The 20059-nt window shown below is 69.2% G+C and carries 15 protein-coding genes; 13 read left to right on the top strand and 2 right to left on the bottom strand.

Annotated features, from left to right (window positions below; all coding sequences use genetic code 11):
* Positions 1-83 precede the first annotated feature (83 nt).
* A complete protein-coding gene (locus AVL48_RS40245) occupies positions 84-1439 on the bottom strand; it encodes an AfsR/SARP family transcriptional regulator (RefSeq protein ID WP_428839396.1) in 1356 nt (451 codons plus the stop codon).
* Between the two features lie 541 nt (positions 1440-1980).
* Between AVL48_RS40245 and AVL48_RS23875 the strand changes: the two genes are divergently transcribed.
* The 4 genes from AVL48_RS23875 to AVL48_RS23860 are packed head-to-tail and all read left to right on the top strand — an operon-like array spanning position 1981 to position 4987.
* The gene (locus AVL48_RS23875) at positions 1981-2376 is read left to right on the top strand and encodes a GntR family transcriptional regulator (RefSeq protein ID WP_061988989.1); all 396 of its coding nucleotides are present in this window, start codon (positions 1981-1983) and stop codon (positions 2374-2376) included.
* On the top strand, positions 2373-3236 hold the full coding sequence (locus AVL48_RS23870) for an ABC transporter ATP-binding protein (RefSeq protein WP_061988987.1): 864 nt from the start codon (positions 2373-2375) through the stop codon (positions 3234-3236). The genes AVL48_RS23875 and AVL48_RS23870 overlap by 4 nt, the downstream gene beginning before the upstream one ends.
* 9 nt (positions 3237-3245) lie before the next feature.
* Positions 3246-4052, top strand: coding sequence for a transmembrane transport protein (locus AVL48_RS23865; RefSeq protein WP_061988986.1), 807 nt, complete (start codon positions 3246-3248; stop codon positions 4050-4052).
* A gap of 14 nt (positions 4053-4066) precedes the next feature.
* The gene (locus tag AVL48_RS23860; protein ID WP_061988984.1) at positions 4067-4987 is read left to right on the top strand and encodes a transmembrane transport protein; all 921 of its coding nucleotides are present in this window, start codon (positions 4067-4069) and stop codon (positions 4985-4987) included.
* A 34-nt stretch (positions 4988-5021) separates the two neighbouring features.
* On the opposite strand, the gene asnB is transcribed toward AVL48_RS23860, so the two are convergent.
* Positions 5022-6854 carry an asparagine synthase (glutamine-hydrolyzing) gene (asnB, locus tag AVL48_RS23855; protein WP_061988982.1) on the bottom strand — a complete coding sequence of 611 codons (1833 nt, stop codon included), beginning with the start codon at positions 6852-6854 and terminating at the stop codon, positions 5022-5024.
* Positions 6855-7194: 340 nt separating this feature from the next.
* On the opposite strand from asnB, the gene kdpF reads away from it, so the two are divergent.
* The 9 genes from kdpF (at position 7195) to smc (ending at position 19976) form a co-directional block, all read left to right on the top strand.
* On the top strand, positions 7195-7296 hold the full coding sequence (gene kdpF / locus AVL48_RS23850; protein ID WP_061988981.1) for a K(+)-transporting ATPase subunit F: 102 nt from the start codon (positions 7195-7197) through the stop codon (positions 7294-7296).
* Entirely contained in the window at positions 7296-8966 is a 1671-nt protein-coding gene (gene kdpA, locus AVL48_RS23845; protein WP_061988979.1) for a potassium-transporting ATPase subunit KdpA, read from the top strand. The genes kdpF and kdpA overlap by 1 nt, the downstream gene beginning before the upstream one ends.
* A complete protein-coding gene (kdpB, locus tag AVL48_RS23840; RefSeq protein ID WP_061988977.1) occupies positions 8963-11056 on the top strand; it encodes a potassium-transporting ATPase subunit KdpB in 2094 nt (697 codons plus the stop codon). Before kdpA ends, kdpB begins: the two co-directional genes overlap by 4 nt.
* Before the next feature lie 3 nt (positions 11057-11059).
* Complete coding sequence (locus AVL48_RS23835; protein WP_061988975.1) at positions 11060-11671, top strand: potassium-transporting ATPase subunit C; 612 nt, start codon at positions 11060-11062, stop codon at positions 11669-11671.
* A gap of 5 nt (positions 11672-11676) precedes the next feature.
* Positions 11677-14262, top strand: coding sequence for a sensor histidine kinase (locus AVL48_RS23830; RefSeq protein ID WP_063816598.1), 2586 nt, complete (start codon positions 11677-11679; stop codon positions 14260-14262).
* On the top strand, positions 14259-14960 hold the full coding sequence (locus AVL48_RS23825) for a response regulator (RefSeq protein ID WP_061988971.1): 702 nt from the start codon (positions 14259-14261) through the stop codon (positions 14958-14960). Before AVL48_RS23830 ends, AVL48_RS23825 begins: the two co-directional genes overlap by 4 nt.
* A gap of 222 nt (positions 14961-15182) precedes the next feature.
* Positions 15183-15716: a hypothetical protein gene (locus AVL48_RS38550; RefSeq protein ID WP_074038263.1), complete on the top strand. Its 534-nt coding sequence runs from the start codon at positions 15183-15185 to the stop codon at positions 15714-15716.
* Between the two features lie 284 nt (positions 15717-16000).
* A complete protein-coding gene (locus AVL48_RS23815; protein WP_061988967.1) occupies positions 16001-16288 on the top strand; it encodes an acylphosphatase in 288 nt (95 codons plus the stop codon).
* Between the two features lie 88 nt (positions 16289-16376).
* The gene (gene smc, locus AVL48_RS23810) at positions 16377-19976 is read left to right on the top strand and encodes a chromosome segregation protein SMC (protein WP_061988965.1); all 3600 of its coding nucleotides are present in this window, start codon (positions 16377-16379) and stop codon (positions 19974-19976) included.
* The last annotated feature ends 83 nt before the right edge of the window (positions 19977-20059 follow it).

Here is a 20059-nt window from a genome sequence, read left to right as displayed (position 1 = left end):
CGCTTTCCTCGGCGCCGTCGACGGTCAGCTCCGCCAAGGGGTCGCCACCGGCTAGCTCACGGGCGAGTTCGGCGATTTCGGGTTCACCGCTCGCGCCGAGGTTGGCCGCCGCGATCCGCAGGGCGAGCGGGAGATGTCCGCACAGGCGGGCCAGTTCCGCCGCCGCGCCCGCCTNNCGCGCCCGCCTCGGCCGCGACGAGTTCACTGCCGAGCACGGCCTCCAGCAGATGTCGCGCGTCCTCGGCGGGCAGCACGGACAGCGGGAGCGCGCGGGCGCCCGTGCGGGCGATGAGGTCGCCGAGCCGCTGGCGGCTGGTGACCAGGACGGTGCCCGACGGCGGCAACAGCGGCATCACCTGACCGGTGTCGCGCACGTTGTCGAGGACCAGGAGGACCCGTTTGTCGGCGAGGAGGGAACGGAGGAGCGCGGCCCGTGCGTCGGTGTCCGGTGGGATGGCCTTCGGCGCGGTGCCGAGCGCCTGGAGGAGCTGCGTGAGCGCGACCGCCGGGGTGAGCGGTTCGTGGTCGGGGTCGAAGCCCCGCAGGTCGAGGTAGAGCTGACCGTCGGGGAACGCGTCGCGGACGCGGTGTGCCCAGCGGACGGCCAGCGCGGTCTTGCCGACGCCGGCGGTCCCGCTGATCACCCAGATGTCGGTACCCTCACCCGCCGGACGGGTCGCTTCGTCGAGCCGCTCCAACTCGGCCGCCCGGCCGGCGAATCCCCGGACGTCGTGGGGAAGCTGCGCCGGGCGCACCGGCTCGGGTTTGACCGGGCCTGCCGCCGGTTCGAGAGCGGGATCCGCGGCCAGGATGGCGGCTTCGAGTTTGCGCAGCTCCGGGGACGGGTCGAGGCCCAGCTCGCCACCGAGCCTGTCCCTCAGCGCACGGAAGGCTTCGAGCGCGTCATCGGTGCGGCCTTCGCGGTGCAGGGCGAGCATGAGCTGCCCGACGAACCGCTGGCGCAGAGGATGCGCGGCGACCAGTTCGGTCAGTTCCGCGAGCACCTCCCGGCCGCGGCCGAGCCGCAACTGGGCCTCGGCGCGATCCTCCAGCGCGGTCCAGCGCGCCTCGTTCATGCCGCCGCACAGGCGCTGGGCGACTTCGCCGCTCACGACGTCGGACAACGCCTCGCCGCGCCACAATCCGAGCGCCTCGTCCAGAAGTTCCACGGCGGTCTCGTCGTCGGCCTTGCGGGCCCGCGCGGTCAAGTCGGTGAACCGGTGCAGGTCGACCTGGCGCGGATCGACCTTCAGCAGGTAACGGGTCCCTTCGGAAACGATCTCCGGACCGCCCGCGCCGCGGAACACCGCCCGCAACCGGGACACCAGCGCTTGAACGGTGTTCCGGGCACTGACCGGCGGTTCTTCGGGCCAGAGCAGGTCGATGATCCGGTCGCGCGGGACCGGTTTGCCCGCCTCCAGCAGCAGAACCGCCAGCACGAGCCGCTGTTTGGGCGAGCCGAGATCGACCGGGCCGCCGTCGGCACACGCCTCGACGGCGCCGAGGACGCGGAACTCCACCCGGCCACCTCCGCCCACACCTCGTCAGAGCCTGCAAGCGTAGTGCAAGCGCCCTGCATCCGGCCCCGGTGATCCTTGGGCTGTGTCCACCGAGGACCCGTCGCCGGAACCGTGCCCAACCAACAAGACGGGCAGGACCCCCCATTCGGTTCCGGTACGACGGTGGACACCTTCACTCTGCACAGGCACCGCCGGCTGACGGCGGTGGGGGTTGGGGGTAGTGCCAGCTCGACGTGACCCCTCGTGTCGTCGAACTGGCGCTCTTCGTGACTGGGGTTCCTCGTCGCCGTCTCTCGGCGACATCCTGGGGAGGGCCGGGCGGGCCGGGTGCGGCCCGCCCCCTCCAGGACTCTCCGCGGTCGAAGAACCGCGTTTAGAGGACGAAACGCGTTCTCGTCTTGACAAGCACGCCCACCTGCCTTCACCCTTTCACTACTTAAATAGTGAAAGGGTGTTGCCAGTGGTCACCTTCCACCTGGACAAGGGCTCGGGCGTCGCCACGTACGTCCAGCTCGTCCAGCAGGTCAAACACGCCATCCGGCTGGGATTGCTGGAGCCGGGCGACCGGCTGCCGACGGCGAAGGAAGTGGTCGCCGAGCTGGCGATCAACCCCAACACCGTCCTCAAGGCCTATCGCGAGCTGGAGCGCGAAGGGCTCGTCGAGGGAAAGCCCGGCCTCGGCACCTTCGTGCAGAAGACGCTCGGGGGTGCTTCGTTCACCGAGCACGCGCGGTTGCGGAAGAGCCTGGGGGTCTGGGTCCGCGACGCCCGCGAATCGGGACTGGATCAGGAAGACGTCGAGGCGTTGTTCACCTCTGTGGTGGTCGACGGCTTTCGAGGGGAGCGAACCGCGTGAATGAGAAACCCGTCATCGAAGCCACCGGCCTCGGCAAGCGCTACCACCGCAAATGGGCACTGCGCGACTGTTCCCTGTCCGTCCCGAAAGGACGGGTCGTGGCACTGGTCGGGCCCAACGGCGCGGGCAAGACGACCTTCCTGCACCTGGCCGTCGGGCTGCTCGACGCGACCCTCGGCTCGGTCTCGATCCAAGGAACCACCGCGTTCCTGGCGCAGGACAAACCGTTGTACCCCGGCTTCAGCATCGCCGAGATGCTCGAATTCGGCAGGCGGCTGAACCCCGGCTGGGACGACGAGTTCGCGCACAAACGCATCGATTCGCTGCGGCTTCCCTTGAAACACAAGGTGAGCAAGCTTTCGGGCGGGCAGCGCGCGCAGGTCGCGCTCACCCTCGCGCTCGCGAAACGCCCGGATCTGCTGGTGCTCGACGAGCCGCTCGCGAACCTCGACCCGCTGGCCCGGCACGAGGTCATGCGCGGGCTGATGGAGGCGGTCGCCGAAACCGGCATGACCGTGCTGCTCTCCTCGCACGTCGTCTCCGACCTGGAGAACACCTGCGATTGGCTGATCGTCCTCAACGGCGGCCGTGTCCAGGTCAGCGGGGACATCGACGAACTCGTGGCGGGGCACCGGATCCTTTCCGGGCCGACCGAGGAGGCCGACGCGCTTGCCAACCGTGTCGTGGTCGTGGACGAGGCCAGAGCGGGCAGGCAGGCGACCGTCTTCGCCCGTACCGTGCCGGTCCCCTTGGGTCCACAGTGGACCGAACGGCCGGCGAACCTGGAGGAACTGGTGCTCGCCTATCTCAGACGGCCCGACTCCGCGAGTCTGCCGCGGCCCACACTGGCTTCGGCGTAAGGGGAAACGATGTTCTGGCTCACCTACCGTCAGCACCGCATGCAGCTGATGGTCACCGCGGGCCTGCTCGTCGTGGTCGGAATCCTGTTGCTGATCAACGGGAACGCCGCGGCGGACAGCCCGGATCCGGCGAAGCACTTCGCCGACCTCTACACCTATTTGTCCTGGCTGCAGGTCACCCCGGTCGCGATCGGGGTGTTCTGGGGAGCGCCGCTGCTCGCCGCCGAATACGAGCGCGGCACGACGAAACTCGCCTGGACCCAGTCGATCTCGCGATTCCGGTGGCTCGGCGTGAAACTGGGGTTCCTCGCCTCCCTCGCCACGCTGGCCGGACTCGCGTTCGGCGCGATGATGCAGCGTTGGCTGGAGGTCTTCCCGACCGATCGCGGGGACACGAAGTTCACCGATCACTTCGACAATCCGGTCCTGTTCGCGATGACCGGCGTGGCGCCAGGCGCGTGGTGGCTCTTCGGCTTCGTCATGGGCACGGCGGCGGGCGCGGTCATCCGCAAAACGCTTCCGGCCATCGCCGTCACCATCGCGGTGACCGTGGGGCTCATGATCGGCGTGACCAGTGTGCGCGACTTCTACGCCGAACCGAGGCTCGTCGTCCCGGGCGCGGCGGGTCCGACCGGGCAGGATCCCGGCGGCCGGGTCGTCGACATGGTCATGGACGCCGCCGGTCAGGTCACCGCGCTCAAGATCCTGCCGCAGGACTTCTACTGGCGCTTCCAGTGGACCGAGGCCGCGATCCTGGCGGGTGTTTCGCTACTCCTCGCCGCCACCGCGACCTTCGCCATCCGGCGACGTTCCTAGAAAGGGAAACGTTCTTGCTCTGGCTCACCTGGCGGCAGCATCGCACTCAACTGCTCGTCACCCTGGGGTTTCTGGCCGCGGTCGGCGGAGTCCTGCTCGTGTCCGGCCGGATCGCCCTCGACGCGGCGAACGGACTGCTCACCTCATACTGCTACGGAGGCGGCGTCCCGTGCCGCGAACGCGACGAGGGGCTGGAAGACCTCTACCAGAAGATCTACCCGCTGGTGGTGATGCTGCCGTTCGTTCCCTTGCTGGCCGGCGTCTTCTGGGGCGCGCCGCTGCTCGCCAAGGAGTACGAGCGCAACACCCATCAGCTCGCGTGGACGCAATCGGTGAGCCGGGGACACTGGCTGGGGGTCAAGTCCGGTGTCCTGGCCGGTTGCGCGGCGCTCGCCGGGCTCGCCTCGGGGCAGATGTTCGGCAGCTGGCTGGAGATCTTCCCCGGCAGGGCCGGAACGCTCACTGAGACCTCGTACTTCGGCGCCGTCGGTATCGCTCCCGCGGCGTGGTGGCTGTTCGCCTTCACCCTCGGCGCCGCGGCCGGGGCGCTGGTGCGCAAGACGGTGCCCGCCATCGCGATCACGGTCGCGGTGTTCGTCGCGGCTTCGATCGCCTTGCTGCTCCTGCGGCCGCACTACGCCGAACCGGTGCGCACGATCGGCGCGGATCCCTCCGCCGAGGGCGCCCTGATCGTCCAAGTGGGCAGGGTCGCCCCGGACGGGCGTGAGCTGCGTTTCACCGACGACGTTCCCGGATGTCCTCGCGGCCAGGGAACGAACGCTTGCGCGGAGGCGGCGGGCTACCGCGACTTCACCGTGTACCAGCCGTCCAGCCGCTTCTGGCGGTTCCAAGGGACCGAGGCGGGCATCCTGCTCGCCGCGACCGCGGTACTCGGGGGTGTCGCGGTAGGGGGAACGGTCCGCCGCCGTCGCTGAGACGACGGCGGCGGACCGGCCGGCGCTGGAAAACTCAGTCGAGCCGCAGCTCGGGGGAGTACAGGTCGAACCAGTGGTAGAGGTCCAGCGCCCGGTCGATGCCGGAGCGCTGGGCCGAGGACATCGTCGCCGGGTCCACTTCGGACGCCCGGTGTAGCCAGTCGCGGTCCACCAATGCGAACACCGGGTTGTCCCGTTCGGTCAGTGCCTCCTTGGCCTGCTGCTGCAGAGCCGCCGCGTAGCCGGGGTCCTGAGTGGACGGATACGGGCTCTTGACCCGGTCCCGAACCGACGCGGGCAGCACGTGTTTCGTGGCGTGCCGCAGCAGGCTCTTCTCCCTGCCGTCGAATGTCTTCAGCGACCACGGCGTGTTGTAGACGTACTCGACGAGCCGGTGGTCGCAGAACGGCACGCGCACCTCGAGCCCGACGGCCATCGATGCCCGGTCCTTGCGGTCCAGCAGCATCCGCACGAACCGGGTGAGGTGGAGGTTGCAGACCGTCCGCATCTTCCGGTCCTGCTCGCTTTCGCCGTCGAGATACTCGACCTGTGCAACGGCGGTGCGGTACTGGTCGGCGATGTAGGCGGGCAGGTCCAGCTTGCTCCGGACGTCCTCCCGCAGCAGGGTTTCCCGCTCGGTGGTGAGGCCCATGCGGAACGCGAGCCAGGGGAACGTCCCGGAGTTCACCGCGGCTTCGTCGTGGAACCAGCGGTATCCGCCGAACACCTCGTCGGCGGACTCGCCCGACAGCGCCACCGTGGATTCCGCGCGGATCGCCTTGAAGAGCAGGTAAAGCGAGGTGTCCATGTCACCGAGGCCGGCCGGGATGTCCCGCGCGGTCAGGACCTTGCGGCGGACCTCCGGATCGCTGAGGGCGGCCGGATCGAGCATGACGTCCTTGTGGTCGGAACCGACCAGGTCCGCGACGTCGCGGATGTAGGGTGAGTCCGGGGTGTCCCGCACCTCGTCCGGTTTGAAGTTCTCTTCCTGGCCGAGGAAGTCGACCGAGAACGTGCGCAGTCGTTCGCCCTCTTCGGCGAGCCGCGCCGCGGCGAGACCGGTGACGGCGCTGGAGTCGAGCCCGCCGGACAGCAGGACACAGCGGGGAACGTCGGCGATCAGCTGGCGGTGCACGATGTCGGTCATCAGCTCGCGGACCCGCTCGACCGTGGTCTCCTGGTCGTCCGTGTGCTGCTTCGCGTCGAGCTTCCAGTACGTCCGCGTGCGGATCCCGGAGCGGTCGACGGTGACGATGGTGCCGGGGCCGACCTCGTGCATGCCTTTCCACAGCGACCAGCCCGGGGCCTTGGTCATCGCCATCAGTTCGCGCACGCCGTCGGTGTCGACCACCTTGCGCGCCAAGGGATTGGCGAGGATCGCCTTCGGCTCGGAGCCGAACAGGACGCCGTCCGGGGTGGGGTAGTAGTAGAACGGCTTGATGCCCATGCGGTCACGGATCATCACGAGCTTCTCATCGCGCTCGTCCCAGATGGCGAAGGCGTACATCCCGTTGAGGTGATCGACGACCGCGTCGCCCCACTCCAGGTAGCCGTGCAGCACGACCTCGGTGTCGCTGTCGGTCTCGAACTTGTGGCCCCGCTGGGAAAGTTCCTGGCGCAGCTCGGTGAAGTTGTACGCCTCGCCGCTGTAGACCATGGCCGCGAGCCCGGCTTCGGCCATGGGCTGCCTGCCGCCCGGCAGGTCGATGATCGCCAGCCGCCGGTGGCCCAGTGCCACGTTCGGCCGGACCCAGGTGCCCGAGTCGTCAGGGCCGCGGCAGGCCATGGTGGCGGTCATCGCGTCGACGACCTCTCGGCGCTGCGTCAGGTCCGTGCCGAAGGAGACCCACCCTGCGATTCCGCACATCGCTAACCTCCTGTTGCTTAGCACATACAACTATCTGTAACTCCGGTGTAACACGCTTCGCGCCGGTTGTCTGCCCGAATTGCACGCTCCGTCCGCAGTCGGTCACGGACTGTGGGGCACATCACTGGCCTCAAGAAGCCGTAAAGGCACCCGATCGGGGCATCAAGACGCCATCAGTTCTCGGTCTCGATGGTCTGAACCAGGCGCACTGTTGCGGAGTCCTGGTCACCGATGGGGTGACCTGTCCTGAGAGGTGCCTAGTGGCCGACTTGTTCTACGCCGTGCTCCTGATCGGCGTATTCGTGGTTCTCGCCCTGACCCTGCGTGGTCTGGAGAAGCTGTGACCGGCACGGGAGCCGTGGCCGACGTCGTCGGCGGACTGCTGGCGCTGGGGCTGCTCGTCTATTTGTTCATCGCACTGGTCAGGCCGGAGAAATTCTGATGTCGGACGTCATGGCCGGCCTCTTGCAGGCCGGCCTCCTCCTCGTCGCGCTCGCCGTGGTCCACCGGCCACTGGGCGACTACATGGCGCGCGTGTTCACCGTGTCCTCCACGGAGAAGCACACCAAGGCCGAACGCGGCCTGTACCGCCTGTTCCGGGTGAACCCCGGATCGGAACAGCACTGGAAGACCTACGCGTCCGCCGTGATCGGCTTCTCGTTCGTCTCCGTCGTCTTCCTGTACCTGCTTCAGCGGCTCCAGGCGGTCCTGCCGTGGAGTCTCGGCAAGGACCCGGTCTCGCCGGCGGTCGCCTTCAACACCGCCGTCAGCTTCGTGACCAACACGAACTGGCAGTCCTACAGCCCCGAAGCGACCATGGGCCACTTCGTGCAGATGGCCGGGCTGACCGTGCAGAACTTCCTGTCCGCCGCCGTCGGGCTCGCGGTCGCCGTCGCGGTGGTGCGCGGATTCGTCCGTTCGAAGACCGACCGCCTCGGCAACTTCTGGGTGGACCTGACCCGCGGCACGATCCGGATCCTGCTGCCGATCGCCTTCGTGGCGGCGATCCTGCTGATCACGCTAGGCGTCGTCCAGAGCCTCAAGAGCGGCGTCGACGTCCTCAACCCGGACGGCAGCACCAGCAAGATCGCGCTCGCCCCGGCCGCGAGCCAGGAGGCGATCAAGGAACTCGGCACCAACGGCGGCGGGATCTTCAACGCCAACTCGTCGCATCCGTTCGAGAACCCCAACGCCTGGACCAACCTGATCGAGATCTTCCTGATCCTGGTCATCCCGGTCTCGCTCACCCGGACCTTCGGCAAGCTCGTCGGCAACACGCGGCAGGGTTACGTCCTGCTGTCGGTGATGGCCGGGCTGTTCACCGCGATGCTCGCGGTGACCTGGCTCGCCGAAGCCCACGCGAGCGGTCCGGCGCCGCTGGCCGCCGGGGCGAACCTGGAGGGCAAGGAACAGCGGTTCGGCATCGGCCTGAGTTCGCTGTTCGCCAACGCCACCACAGGTACCTCCACCGGCGCGGTCAACAGCATGCACGACAGCTACAGCGGACTCGGCGGCGGCGGAGCGCTGCTCAACATGCTCCTGGGCGAGATCTCGCCGGGCGGGGTGGGCACCGGTCTTTACGGCATCCTGGTGATGGCCGTGATCGCGATGTTCCTCGCCGGGCTGATGGTCGGCCGGACGCCGGAGTACCTGGGGAAGAAGCTCGGCAAACGCGAGGTCACCTGCGCGGCGGTCTCGATGCTGGCCATGCCGACGGTGGTGCTGCTCGGCGCGGGGATCGCGTTGCTGAACCCCGGCAACCTGGCCGCGTTGAACAACCCGGGCGCCCACGGGCTTTCGGAGGTGCTCTACGCCTACGCGTCGGCGGGCAACAACAACGGCAGCGCGTTCGGCGGGCTCACCGTCACCGACGACTGGTTCCAGTCCTCACTCGGCGTCGCCATGCTGCTCGGCCGGTTCATCCCGATCCTCGCCGTGCTGTGCCTGGCCGGATCCCTCGCCTCCCAACGGAAGGTCCCGGAGACCGCCGGCACGCTGCCCACCACCGGACCGCTCTTCGGCACGATGCTCGCGGGCACGATCGTGCTCGTCGCGGCGCTCACCTTCATCCCGGCGCTCGCGCTCGGGCCCATCGCAGAGGCACTGGCATGACTGTGACAGAGCAACGCACCCCTGAAGAAACGACGCAGCACCACGTGGAGAACACCGGCCGCGTCGGTGCGGGGATCTTCAGCCCACGCCAGCTGCTGACCTCCCTTCCCGAGGCGCTGCGCAAACTGAACCCCAAGCATCAGCTCGGCAACCCGGTCATGTTCGTGGTGTGGATCGGCTCGGCACTGACCACGGTCTTCGCGGTTACCGATCCGAGCGTGTTCACCATCCTGATCGCGATCTGGTTGTGGTTCACCGTCCTGTTCGCGAACCTGGCCGAGGCGGTCGCGGAGGGCCGGGGCAAGGCGCAGGCGGAAACCCTGCGGCGCGGCAAGAAGGAGACCATCGCCCGTCGTCTCACCGAGGACGGCGACGAGGAGCAGGTACCGGGCGCGGACCTGCGCGTCGGAGATCTCGTGGTCGTCGAAGCGGGCCAGGTCATCCCCGGTGACGGTGACGTGGTCGAAGGGATCGCGACCGTCGACGAATCGGCCATCACCGGCGAATCGGCTCCGGTCATCCGCGAGTCGGGTGGCGACCGGTGCGCGGTCACCGGCGGCACCACGGTGCTCTCGGACCGTGTGGTCGTGAAGATCACCACCAAACCCGGCGAGTCCTTTGTGGACCGCATGATCGCCTTGGTGGAAGGCGCTTCCCGACAGAAGACGCCGAACGAGATCGCGCTGACGATCCTGCTGTCGACGCTCACGATCATCTTCCTGCTCGCCGTCGTGGCCCTGCGGCCGATGGCGGGGTACTCGGGCAGCCAGCAGTCCGTGATCGTGCTGACCGCGTTGCTGGTCTGCCTGATCCCGACGACGATCGGCGCGTTGCTGTCCGCGATCGGCATCGCCGGGATGGACCGGCTGGTGCAGCGCAACGTGCTCGCGACGAGTGGCCGCGCGGTGGAGGCCGCCGGTGACGTCTCGACCCTGCTGCTGGACAAGACCGGCACCATCACCTTCGGCAACCGCAAGGCCACCGAACTGATCCCGGTCGGCGATTCCACTGTGGACGACATCGCCAGGGCCGCGCGGCTGTCCAGCCTCGCCGACGGCACACCGGAAGGCCGCAGCATCGTCGAACTCGCCGCGAAGGAGCACGGTCTCGCGGCGACGGCCTCCGACGACGAGAAGCTCGCGGACTTCGTCGAGTTCACCGCCCAGACCCGGATGAGCGGCATCGACATCGGCGACCGTCAGGTCCGCAAGGGCGCGGCCGCCGCCGTCCGCGACTGGGTCCGCGACCGCGGTGGCGACCTGCCGGACGAGACCGAACGCGTCGTCGACGAGATCAGCCGTCAGGGCGGGACCCCCCTGGTGGTCGCGGAGTACGACGGCGGGAAAGCCTTCGTACGCGGCGTGATCCGGCTGTCCGATGTGGTCAAACCGGGGATGCGGGAGCGGTTCGTCCAGCTCCGCGCGATGGGCATCAAGACCGTCATGATCACCGGGGACAACCCGCTGACGGCCAAGGCCATCGCGCAGGACGCGGGTGTCGACGACTACCTCGCCGAGGCCAAACCCGAAGACAAGATGGCGCTGATCCGCGAGGAGCAGGAGGGCGGGCGGCTGGTCGCGATGACCGGCGACGGCACCAACGACGCCCCCGCGCTGGCGCAATCCGACGTCGGCGTCGCGATGAACACCGGGACATCCGCCGCCAAGGAGGCGGGGAACATGGTGGACCTCGACTCCGACCCGACGAAGCTGATCGAGATCGTGGAGATCGGCAAGCAGCTGCTGATCACCCGCGGCGCGCTGACCACCTTCAGCGTCGCGAACGACCTGGCGAAGTACTTCGCCATCCTGCCCGCGATGTTCACCGGCATCTTCGCCCAGCTCGGCGCGCTCAACATCATGCACCTGGCGACGCCGAAGTCGGCGATCCTGTCGGCGGTCGTCTTCAACGCCCTGATCATCGTCGGGCTGATCCCGCTCGCCCTGCGCGGCGTCCGGTACAAGCCGTCCTCGGCCTCGGCGCTGCTGCGCCGGAACCTGCTGGTCTACGGCCTCGGTGGCATCGTCAGCCCGTTCCTCGGGATCTGGCTGATCGACCTCGTGGTCCGTCTCATCCCTGGAATCGGATAACCCATGAACGCACTGTTGAAGCAGACCCTCGCCGGGCTGCGTGTCCTGCTCGTCTTCACCGTCCTGCTGGGTGTCGTCTATCCGCTGGGCGTCTGGGCGATCGCCCGGATCCCTGGCCTCGAAGGCAACGCCGAGGGCTCGATCGTCACCCGGAACGGGCAAGCCGTCGGCTCGTCGCTGATCGGGATCGACCCGGTCGCCGCCGACCCGGCCAAGGACCCGTGGTTCCACAACCGCCCGTCCGCGAGGTCGAAGGACGTGCTCGGCCCGGGTGACCCGTCGTCGTCCGGTGCCTCGAACAAGGGCACGTACAACGAGGACCTGGTCGCCGCGATCGGCGAACGCGAGAAGCTGATCGCCGCCCGCGAGGGCGTCCAGGAGTCGCGGGTGCCCGCCGACGCGGTGACGGCGTCGGCGTCCGGGATGGACCCGGCGATCAGCGTCGCCTACGCGGACCTGCAGATCCCGCGTGTGGCGCGGAACACCGGTCTCTCCGAGGAGAAGATCCGGCAGCTCGTGGCCGAGAACACGGGCGGCGCCGGGATCGGTGTGCCGGGCGTCAATGTGCTGAAGGTCAACTTGGCCGTGCGCGACGCGGCCGGAGGAGCACACTGACAGACGTGGACGAGAACACGGCCAAGCCGCGCCGGGGCGAGCTGAGGATCTACCTCGGCGCGGCCCCTGGCGTCGGGAAGACCTTCGCGATGCTCGGCGAGGCACGCCGCCGCCTCGACCGGGGCACCGACGTGGTCATCGGCCTGGTCGAGACGCACGGGCGGAAGAAGACCGCGGAGCTCGTCGAGGGTCTCGAGATCGTGCCGCGCCGCCGGTCCGCGCACCGCGACCGCGAGTTCGAGGAGCTGGACCTCGACGCGCTGCTCGCCCGCGCGCCCGAGGTCGCCGTCGTCGACGAACTCGCGCACACCAACGTACCGGGATCGCGCAACGAGAAGCGCTGGCAGGACATCGACGAGCTGCTCGACGCCGGCATCGACGTCCTCTCCACGGTCAACGTGCAGCATCTGCAGAGCCTCAACGACGTCGTCGAGCGGATCACCGGCGTCACCCAGCAGGAGACGGTGCCCGACGAGGTCGTGCGGCGTGCCGAGCAGCTGGAGCTGGTCGACATCACGCCGGAGGCGCTGCGCAGGCGGCTGGCGCACGGCAACGTCTACCCGGCCGAACGGATCGACGCGGCGCTGGGCAACTACTTCCGCCCCGGCAACCTCACCGCGCTGCGGGAACTGGCGCTGCTGTGGGTCGCCGACCAGGTGGACGTCGCCCTGCAGCGGTACCGGGCCGAGCAGAAGATCACCGACACCTGGGAAGCACGCGAACGGGTGGTCGTGTCCATCACCGGCGGGCCGGAGAGCGAGACACTGATCCGCCGGGCGAGCCGGATCGCGAACCGCGCGGGCGCCGAATTGCAGGTGCTGCACATCCTGCGCGGCGACGGGCTGGCCGCGATGGGGCCGACGGCCGTCGGGAAGTACCGGAAGCTGGCCGAAGAGGTCGGCGCGACCTTCCACACCGTCGTCGGCGACGACGTCCCGACGGCGCTGCTCGACTTCGCCCGGGGAGTGAACGCCACCCAGTTGGTGGTCGGGACCTCGCGGCGGTCACGGGTCGCGCGGCTGTTCGACGAGGGCATCGGCGCGGCCGTGGTCCAGCGGTCCGGTCCGATCGACGTCCACATGGTCACGCACGCCCAAGCGGGCGGACGGCTGCGCGCCCGGTTCAGCCGGAGCCCGCTGACGCCCTCGCGACGGCTGGTCGGCTGGGCGCTCTCGCTGGTCCTGCCGGCGCTGGCGACGCTGATCGGTGTCCTGCTGAAGGATCAGCTCGACTTCTCCACCGACGTGGTCGACTACGTGCTCGCCACCGTGCTGGTCGCGCTCGTCGGCGGGCTCGGGCCCGCACTGGTGGCGGCGGTGTTCTCGGCGGGACTGCTCAACTTCTTCTTCACCCCGCCGCTGTACACCCTGACCGTCCACGAGCCGCGGAACGTGATCACCCTGGTCGCGATGGTCCTGGTGGCGATCCTCGTCGCGGCGGTGGTCGACACCGCCGCGCGGCGCGCCACCCAGGCCGCGCGGGCGCGGACGGAGGCGGCGCTGCTCGCGTCCTACGCGCGGACCGTGCTCGCGCACACCAACCCGATCGAGCGGCTGCTGGAGAAGGTCCGCGAGAACTTCGGGATGACTTCGGTGACCCTGCTGGAAAAGCGGGACGGGAAGTGGAAACGGGTGGCGAACGCGGGGACGGATCCTTGCGCCGACCCGGACCAGGCCGACGCCGACATCGCGGTGACCGCCGACGTCCACCTCACCCTGCGCGGCCGCACCCTGCCCGCGTCCGATCGCGGGGTGCTGGAAGCCGTCGCCGGGCAGGCACTGCTTTCCCTGCGGCAGCAACGGACGACGAAGGCGGCCGTCCGCGCCGAACGCAAGGCCGAGGCGACCGAGCTGCGCACCGCCCTGCTTTCCGCCGTGGGACACGACCTCCGCACGCCGCTGACGTCGATCAAGGCTTCCATCGGCAGCCTCCGCGCGAACGACATCTCACTGTCCGAAGAGGACACCGACGAACTGCTGGAAGCGATCGAGGAGTCGGCGGACCGGCTCGCCGGACTGATCGACAACCTGCTCGACTCCTCCCGGCTGGCGACCGGCGCCGTCCGTCCGCATCTGCGTCCGGTCGGCTACGACGAGGTCGTCTCGCACGCCCTGTCCAATGTGGACAACTCGGATTCGGTCGTGGTCGCGATCGACGCCCGGCTGCCGTCGGTCTGCGCCGATCCCGGCCTGCTGGAACGGGTCGTGGCCAACGTGATCGACAACGCGCTGCGGCACGGGAAGTCCGGCGAGCCGGTCTCGGCCCGCGCCAGCACCCATTCCGACCACGTCGAACTGCGGATCGTCGACCACGGGCGCGGGCTGAAGAAGGGCACCGCGGACTCGGCGTTCGCGCCGTTCCAGCGACTCGGCGGGGACCGGGACACCGTGCCGGGCGTCGGGCTGGGGCTTTCGGTCGCCAAGGGGTTCACCGAGGCGATGGGCGGGCGGATCCGGGCGGAGGACACGCCCGGCGGCGGGCTCACCGTCGTCATCTCGCTGCCCGCGTATGTCGGTCAAGACCCGGAAAAGAACCTCCTCGCTTTCGACGACGAGGGCTTTGAAAACGAAGAGGAGGAGCGAGTGCGATGAGTGCCGAAACCGTGTCGGCGACCGTGCTGGTCGTCGACGACGAACCGCAGATCGTGCGAGCCCTGCGGATCAACCTGTCCGCCCGCGGCTACAAGGTGATCACCGCGCACGACGGGACGGCCGCCCTGAAGGCCGTCGCCGAGACCAAACCCGACGTCGTCGTGCTCGACCTCGGCCTGCCCGATCTCGACGGCACCGAGGTGATCGCCGGACTGCGCGGCTGGACGACGGTGCCGATCATCGTCCTGTCCGCCCGCGGCGACTCGGCCGACAAGGTCCAGGCGCTCGACGCCGGTGCCGACGACTACGTCACCAAACCGTTCGGCATGGACGAACTGCTCGCCCGGTTGCGGGCGGCGGTCCGCCGGTCGTCGACGTCCAGTGTGGACGGTGCGGACGCGGTGGTGGACACGGGTTCGTTCCGCATCGACCTGGCGGCGAAGAAGGTGCGCCGGGACGGCAAGGAAGTGCACCTCACCAAGACCGAATGGGGTGTGCTGGAACTGCTGGTGCGCAACCGGGGACGGCTGGTGGCGCAGAAACAGCTGCTGCACGAGGTGTGGGGGCCGACGTACGAGACCGAGTCGCACTACCTGCGGGTGTATCTGGCGCAGCTGCGGCGGAAACTGGAACCGGAACCTTCGCGGCCGCGGCACCTGCTGACGGAGCCGGGGATGGGGTACCGCTTCGAAATGTGAGCCGGTGGTTGTCAACCCTTTAGTGAGATGAAGGGGCCTTTCATTGCAAATTTCGCAATGAAAGGCCCCTTCATCTCACTTGAGGAGGCTTACCGAGGGCCGCTCACGCGGGTCACGGTGGTGGAGGTGCTCCCGCGAAGTAGTGAAGGCCTCCTTCCCTACCCTCAAGGTAGGCAAGGAGGCCTTCACGGACCAGAGGCTTACTGGGCGCTGCTCGTGCTCGTGTCGACGCCCGAGGTGCTGGACCTGCCCGAGGAGGAGTCGGGCGCGCCGCTGGTGCTGGCGCCACCGCCCGTAGTGGTCGTAGTAGTAGTCGGTGGATTGCCGGTCGAAGTGTCCGGTGGGTTGCTGGTCGGGGGCTTCTCCGACGGCGGATTCGACGAGGACGGCGGCTTCGACGGCGGATCGGGGTTCGGTCCGGGGCCAGGACCCGGCCCGGGGTTGGGGATCGGGATCGGAACCGGCGGCGGGGTGACGACGCGCGTCGTCTCCTTGCCGTCCGCGCCGACCGACGTCACCGTGGTCGGCGGCGGGGTGGAGCTGGTGGGCGCGCCGGGGATCGGTTCGCCGCTGACGGTCATCGGGCCGCCGGGGACGGCGTTGCCGGGGACCAGCTGGATGCCGGCGGGTGAGGTGTGCTGCCCGCCGGGGATGCCGGTGCCGCCCGCGGTGGCCGAGACGCCGGGGCCCGCCAGTTCGGCGATCGCGGCGAAGGCCGTCGCCACCACGAGGCCACTGACGCCGAGGACGGCGTAGCCGCTGCGGTTGAGCTTGCCGGTGGCGCCGCGCGGAGGCGCCACGGACACGCGTGCGCTCGGGTCAGACCCGTCGGGACGGGGCATGTGCTGGCTCCTCGGATGGGGGACTTCGGGGAGTGCGAGACAGCAGGCGAGTATGCCAAGCCGTCTCCGGCTACCCGGGCGAGGTAGCCCAAGTGGGGACCCGGCGCGGAGATTATCACCGTCACTTCACCGTCCGCGAACGCCGGCGGACCGGATGCTCACCCTCCGCGTTCGCCCGCATGGTGCACGATAGGGGTCGTGAGTGAGGAAGAAACACACATCAGGCTGACCGCGTGGGTCCACGGCCGGGTTCAGGGTGTCGGTTTCCGCTGGTGGACCCGTAGCCGCGCGCTGGAGCTGGGGCTGGTCGGGAGCGCGGCCAATCTGGCCGACGGACGTGTCGAGGTGGTAGCGGAGGGTGTTCGTGAACACTGTGAGCGGCTGTTGACGGCTCTGCGTTCCGGGGAATCACCCGGAAGTGTGGATCGCGTCGTCGAGCGCTGGTCACCGGCGAAAGGTGGGCTCCAGGGCTTCGTGGAGCGCTGAGGCCCCGCGTCCCACGATCACCGTGAGCACACAGGTAGCCTGGCCCGATTGAACGACCGGTTCCCGCGGCAAGAGGGGTCAGCACGACGTGCACCTGAAGAGCCTGACGCTCAAGGGCTTCAAGTCCTTCGCCTCGGCGACGACGTTGCGTTTCGAGCCGGGCATCACCTGCGTGGTCGGACCGAACGGCTCTGGCAAGTCGAACGTCCTCGACGCGCTCCGCTGGGTCATGGGCACCCAGGGCGCGAAAGACCTGCGCGGCGGCAAGATGGAGGACGTCATCTTCGCCGGGACCGCCGGCCGTGCCCCGCTCGGGCGCGCCGAGGTGACCCTCACCATCGACAACGCCGACGGCGCGCTGCCCATCGAGTACTCCGAGGTCTCGATCACCCGCCGGATGTTCCGCGACGGCGCGAGCGAGTACGAGATCAACGGTGATCGCTGCCGCCTGATGGACGTGCAGGAGCTGCTGTCGGACTCCGGTATCGGCCGCGAGATGCACGTCATCGTCGGGCAGGGCCAGCTCTCGGCCATCCTCGAATCCAAGCCCGAGGAGCGCCGCGCCTTCATCGAAGAGGCCGCAGGCGTCCTCAAGCACCGCAAGCGCAAGGAACAGACCTTGCGCAAACTCGCGAACATGCAGGGCAACCTCGATCGCCTCGGCGACCTCACCACCGAGCTGCGCCGCCAGCTCAAGCCGCTGGGCAAACAGGCCGAGATCGCCCGCAAGGCGCAATGGGTGCAGTCCGAGCTGCGTGACGCCCGGCTGCGGCTGTTCGCCCACGACCTGGTCACGCAGCGCGAAGGCCTCGCCAAGGAAGAGGCCGACGAGCGCGTCGCCCGCCAGCGCCGTGCGGAGGTCGAGCAGGCGCTGGAGATCGTCTCCGCCGAGGAAGCCGAACTCGAAGCCTCGCTCGCCGAGGACGCGCCGCGGCTGGCCGCGGCCCAGGAGACCTGGTACAAGCTTTCCGCGTTGACCGAGCGGCTGCGCGGCACCGTGCGGCTCGCGCTGGAGCGTCAGCGGCATCTGTCGTCCGACGTGCAGCAGGCGAGCACCGGCCGCGATCCCGACGAGCTGCTCGCCGAGGCCGAGCAGGTCGCCGAGCGCGAGCAGGAGCTCAACGAGGCCGTCGCCGAGGCGCGGATGCTGCTCTCGGAGACCGTCCAGCGCCGTGAGCAGCTCGAACACCTCGTCCAGGCCGCCGAGCGCGCGCATATGGCCGCCGTCCGCGCGATCGCCGATCGCCGGGAGGGGCTGGCGAAGCTCGCCGGGCAGGTCGAGGCACTGCGCAGCAAGAACGGCGCCACCTCCGACGAGATCGACAGGCTCACCGTGTCGCTCGAAGAGGCCGCCGAGCGCGCGGAGATCGCCGTCGAGGAACTCGAAGAGGCCAAGGCCGCCGGCGGTGTCGAGGAATCCGACGACTCCGAACTGCAGGCCCACCACGATCGCGCGGTGGAGGCCAACAACGCCGCCAAGGCGCGGGTCGAGGAGCTGGTCAAGGCCGAGCGGGCCGCCGAACGCGAGATCGCGTCGGAGAAGGCACGTGTCGAGGCCCTGTCGATGGGCTTGCGCCGCAAGGACGGCGCCGGTGCGCTGCTCGGCGCGCAGCACGAACTGCCGGGCCTGCTCGGCTCGGTGGCCGCGCTGCTCACCGTCGAAGCCGGCCACGAGGTCGCGCTGGCCGCGGCGCTCGGCCCGGTGGCCGACGCGGTCGCGGTCAACGGCGGCGCCGACGCGCTCGCCGCGCTGAAGTTCTTGAAGGAGAACGACTCCGGCCGCGCGGGCATTCTGCTCGGTGGCCCGGAATTCACTGTGGACACCAGCGCCTGGCCGTCGCTGCCCGACGGCGCGCGCTGGGCACGCGAAGTGGTCACGGCGCCGCCCGCGCTGCGCTCCGCCGTCGAGCACGCGCTCGACCGGGTGGCCATTGTGGACGGTCTGGAATCCGCGCGCCGTCTGGTCGAGGTCCACCCCGAGGTCAGCACGGTCACGCCGGAGGGCGATGTCTTCGGTGCCCGCTGGGCGGTCGGCGGTTCGGCCCGCAGCGAGAGCGTCATCGAGGTACAGGCCGCCGTCGACGAGGCGGGTGACCGGTTGCGGACCGCCGAGCGCGCGCTGGAACGCGCCGCCGCGGAACTCGAAGGCGCCCGTGCCGGGCAGCAGGCCCGCCGCGAAGAGGTCAGCAGGGCGAAGGACGCGCTCGGGGAGGCGAAGGTCCGCAAGGCCCGCTCGTCCGAGCGGCTGAACCGGATGCAGCAGGCCGCGCGTGCCGCGCAGGCCGAGATGGACCGGCTGAGCAATCAGCGGGCCAAGGTCGAGCAGAGCCGCGAGGAGGCGCTGCGGCAGCTCGCGGAACTCGAAGAGCGGCTGGCCGCCGTCGCCGACCAAGAGGTCGACGAGGATCCGGACACCGCCGAACGCGACCAGGCCGCCGAAGACCTCGGCACGGTCCGCCAGGAGGAGATGGAATCCCGGCTCGCGCTGCGCACCGCCGAGGAGCGCGCACGGAGCATCCAGGGCAAGGCCGAATCGCTCCGCCGGGCCGCGCACGCGGAACGGCAGGCCCGCGAACGCGCCGAAAAGTCCAGGGCCGCGCGGAAACGCGGCGCCGAGATCGCCAACGCGGTGGTCAACGGCGGCGAGATCGCGCTGGAGCGCATCGAGGTCTCCGTGCAGCGCGCCGCCCACGAACGGGACGAGGTGCAGGCGCGGCGGCAGTCGAGGGAGACCGCGCTGACCCAGGTCCGTGGCAAGGTCCGCGAGCTGACCGGGGAACTGGAGAAGCTCACCGACGCCGTGCACCGGGACGAGGTGCTGCGCGCCGAGCAGCGGTTGCGGCTGGAACAGCTCGAAACCAAGATCGCCGAGGACTTCGGCATCGGACTCGACGACCTCGTCTCCGAGTACGGCCCGGACGTTCCCGTGCCGCCGAGCGCGGGCGAGATGGCCGAATACGAAGCGGCCAAGGAACGCGGCGAAGACGTCACCCCGCCGCCGGCCATGCCGTTCGACCGCGACACCCAGGCCCGCCGGGCGAAGCGCGCCGAGAAGGACCTGAGCCTGCTGGGCAAGGTCAACCCGTTGGCGCTGGAGGAGTTCGCGGCGCTGGAGGAGCGGTACAAGTTCCTCTCGACCCAGCTCGAAGACCTCAAGGACACCCGCAAGGACCTCGAAGCCGTCATCAAGCAGGTCGACGAGAAGATCCTCGAGGTCTTCGCGTCGGCGTACGAGGATGTCGCGCGCGAGTTCGAGACCGTGTTCAGCGTGCTGTTCCCCGGTGGCGAGGGGCGCATGGTGCTCACGCAGCCCAACGACCTGCTCTCCACCGGCGTCGACGTCGAAGCGCGCCCCCCGGGCAAGAAGGTCAAGCGGCTCTCGCTGCTCTCCGGTGGCGAGAAGTCGCTCGTCGCCGTCGGCATGCTGGTGGCGATCTTCCGTGCCCGGCCTTCGCCCTTCTACGTCATGGACGAGGTCGAGGCCGCGCTCGACGACACCAACATGCGGCGGCTCATCGGCTTGCTGGAGCAGCTGCGCGATTCTTCGCAGCTGATCATCATCACCCACCAGAAGCCGACCATGGAGATCGCCGACGCCCTGTACGGCGTTTCGATGCAGGGTGACGGCATCACGAAGGTGATTTCGCAGCGGCTGCGGACCGCCGAAGAGGACCCGGTTCCCGCCTAGCGCGTGCTATGAAAGGCCCCTTCATTGCAAATTTTGCAATGAGCCTTTTTCATCTTGGTGGTGGGGTGGGCGTGTTGGTGCTG

It is taken from the genome of Amycolatopsis regifaucium (assembly GCF_001613935.1).
Lineage (GTDB): Bacteria > Actinomycetota > Actinomycetes > Mycobacteriales > Pseudonocardiaceae > Amycolatopsis > Amycolatopsis regifaucium.
The sequence above is the reverse complement of the archived record's forward strand: the minus strand, read 5'-3'. Positions and strand labels throughout refer to the sequence as shown.

Excerpts from the sequence above, each read along its gene's own strand:
- AVL48_RS23865 (WP_061988986.1), top strand. The coding sequence starts at position 3,246 with ATGTTCTGGCTCACCTACCGTCAGCACCGCATGCAGCTGATGGTCACC.
- asnB (WP_061988982.1), bottom strand. The coding sequence starts at position 6,854 with ATGTGCGGAATCGCAGGGTGGGTCTCCTTCGGCACGGACCTGACGCAG.
- kdpA (WP_061988979.1), top strand. The coding sequence starts at position 7,296 with ATGTCGGACGTCATGGCCGGCCTCTTGCAGGCCGGCCTCCTCCTCGTC.
- kdpB (WP_061988977.1), top strand. The coding sequence starts at position 8,963 with ATGACTGTGACAGAGCAACGCACCCCTGAAGAAACGACGCAGCACCAC.
- AVL48_RS23835 (WP_061988975.1), top strand. The coding sequence starts at position 11,060 with ATGAACGCACTGTTGAAGCAGACCCTCGCCGGGCTGCGTGTCCTGCTC.
- AVL48_RS23825 (WP_061988971.1), top strand. The coding sequence starts at position 14,259 with ATGAGTGCCGAAACCGTGTCGGCGACCGTGCTGGTCGTCGACGACGAA.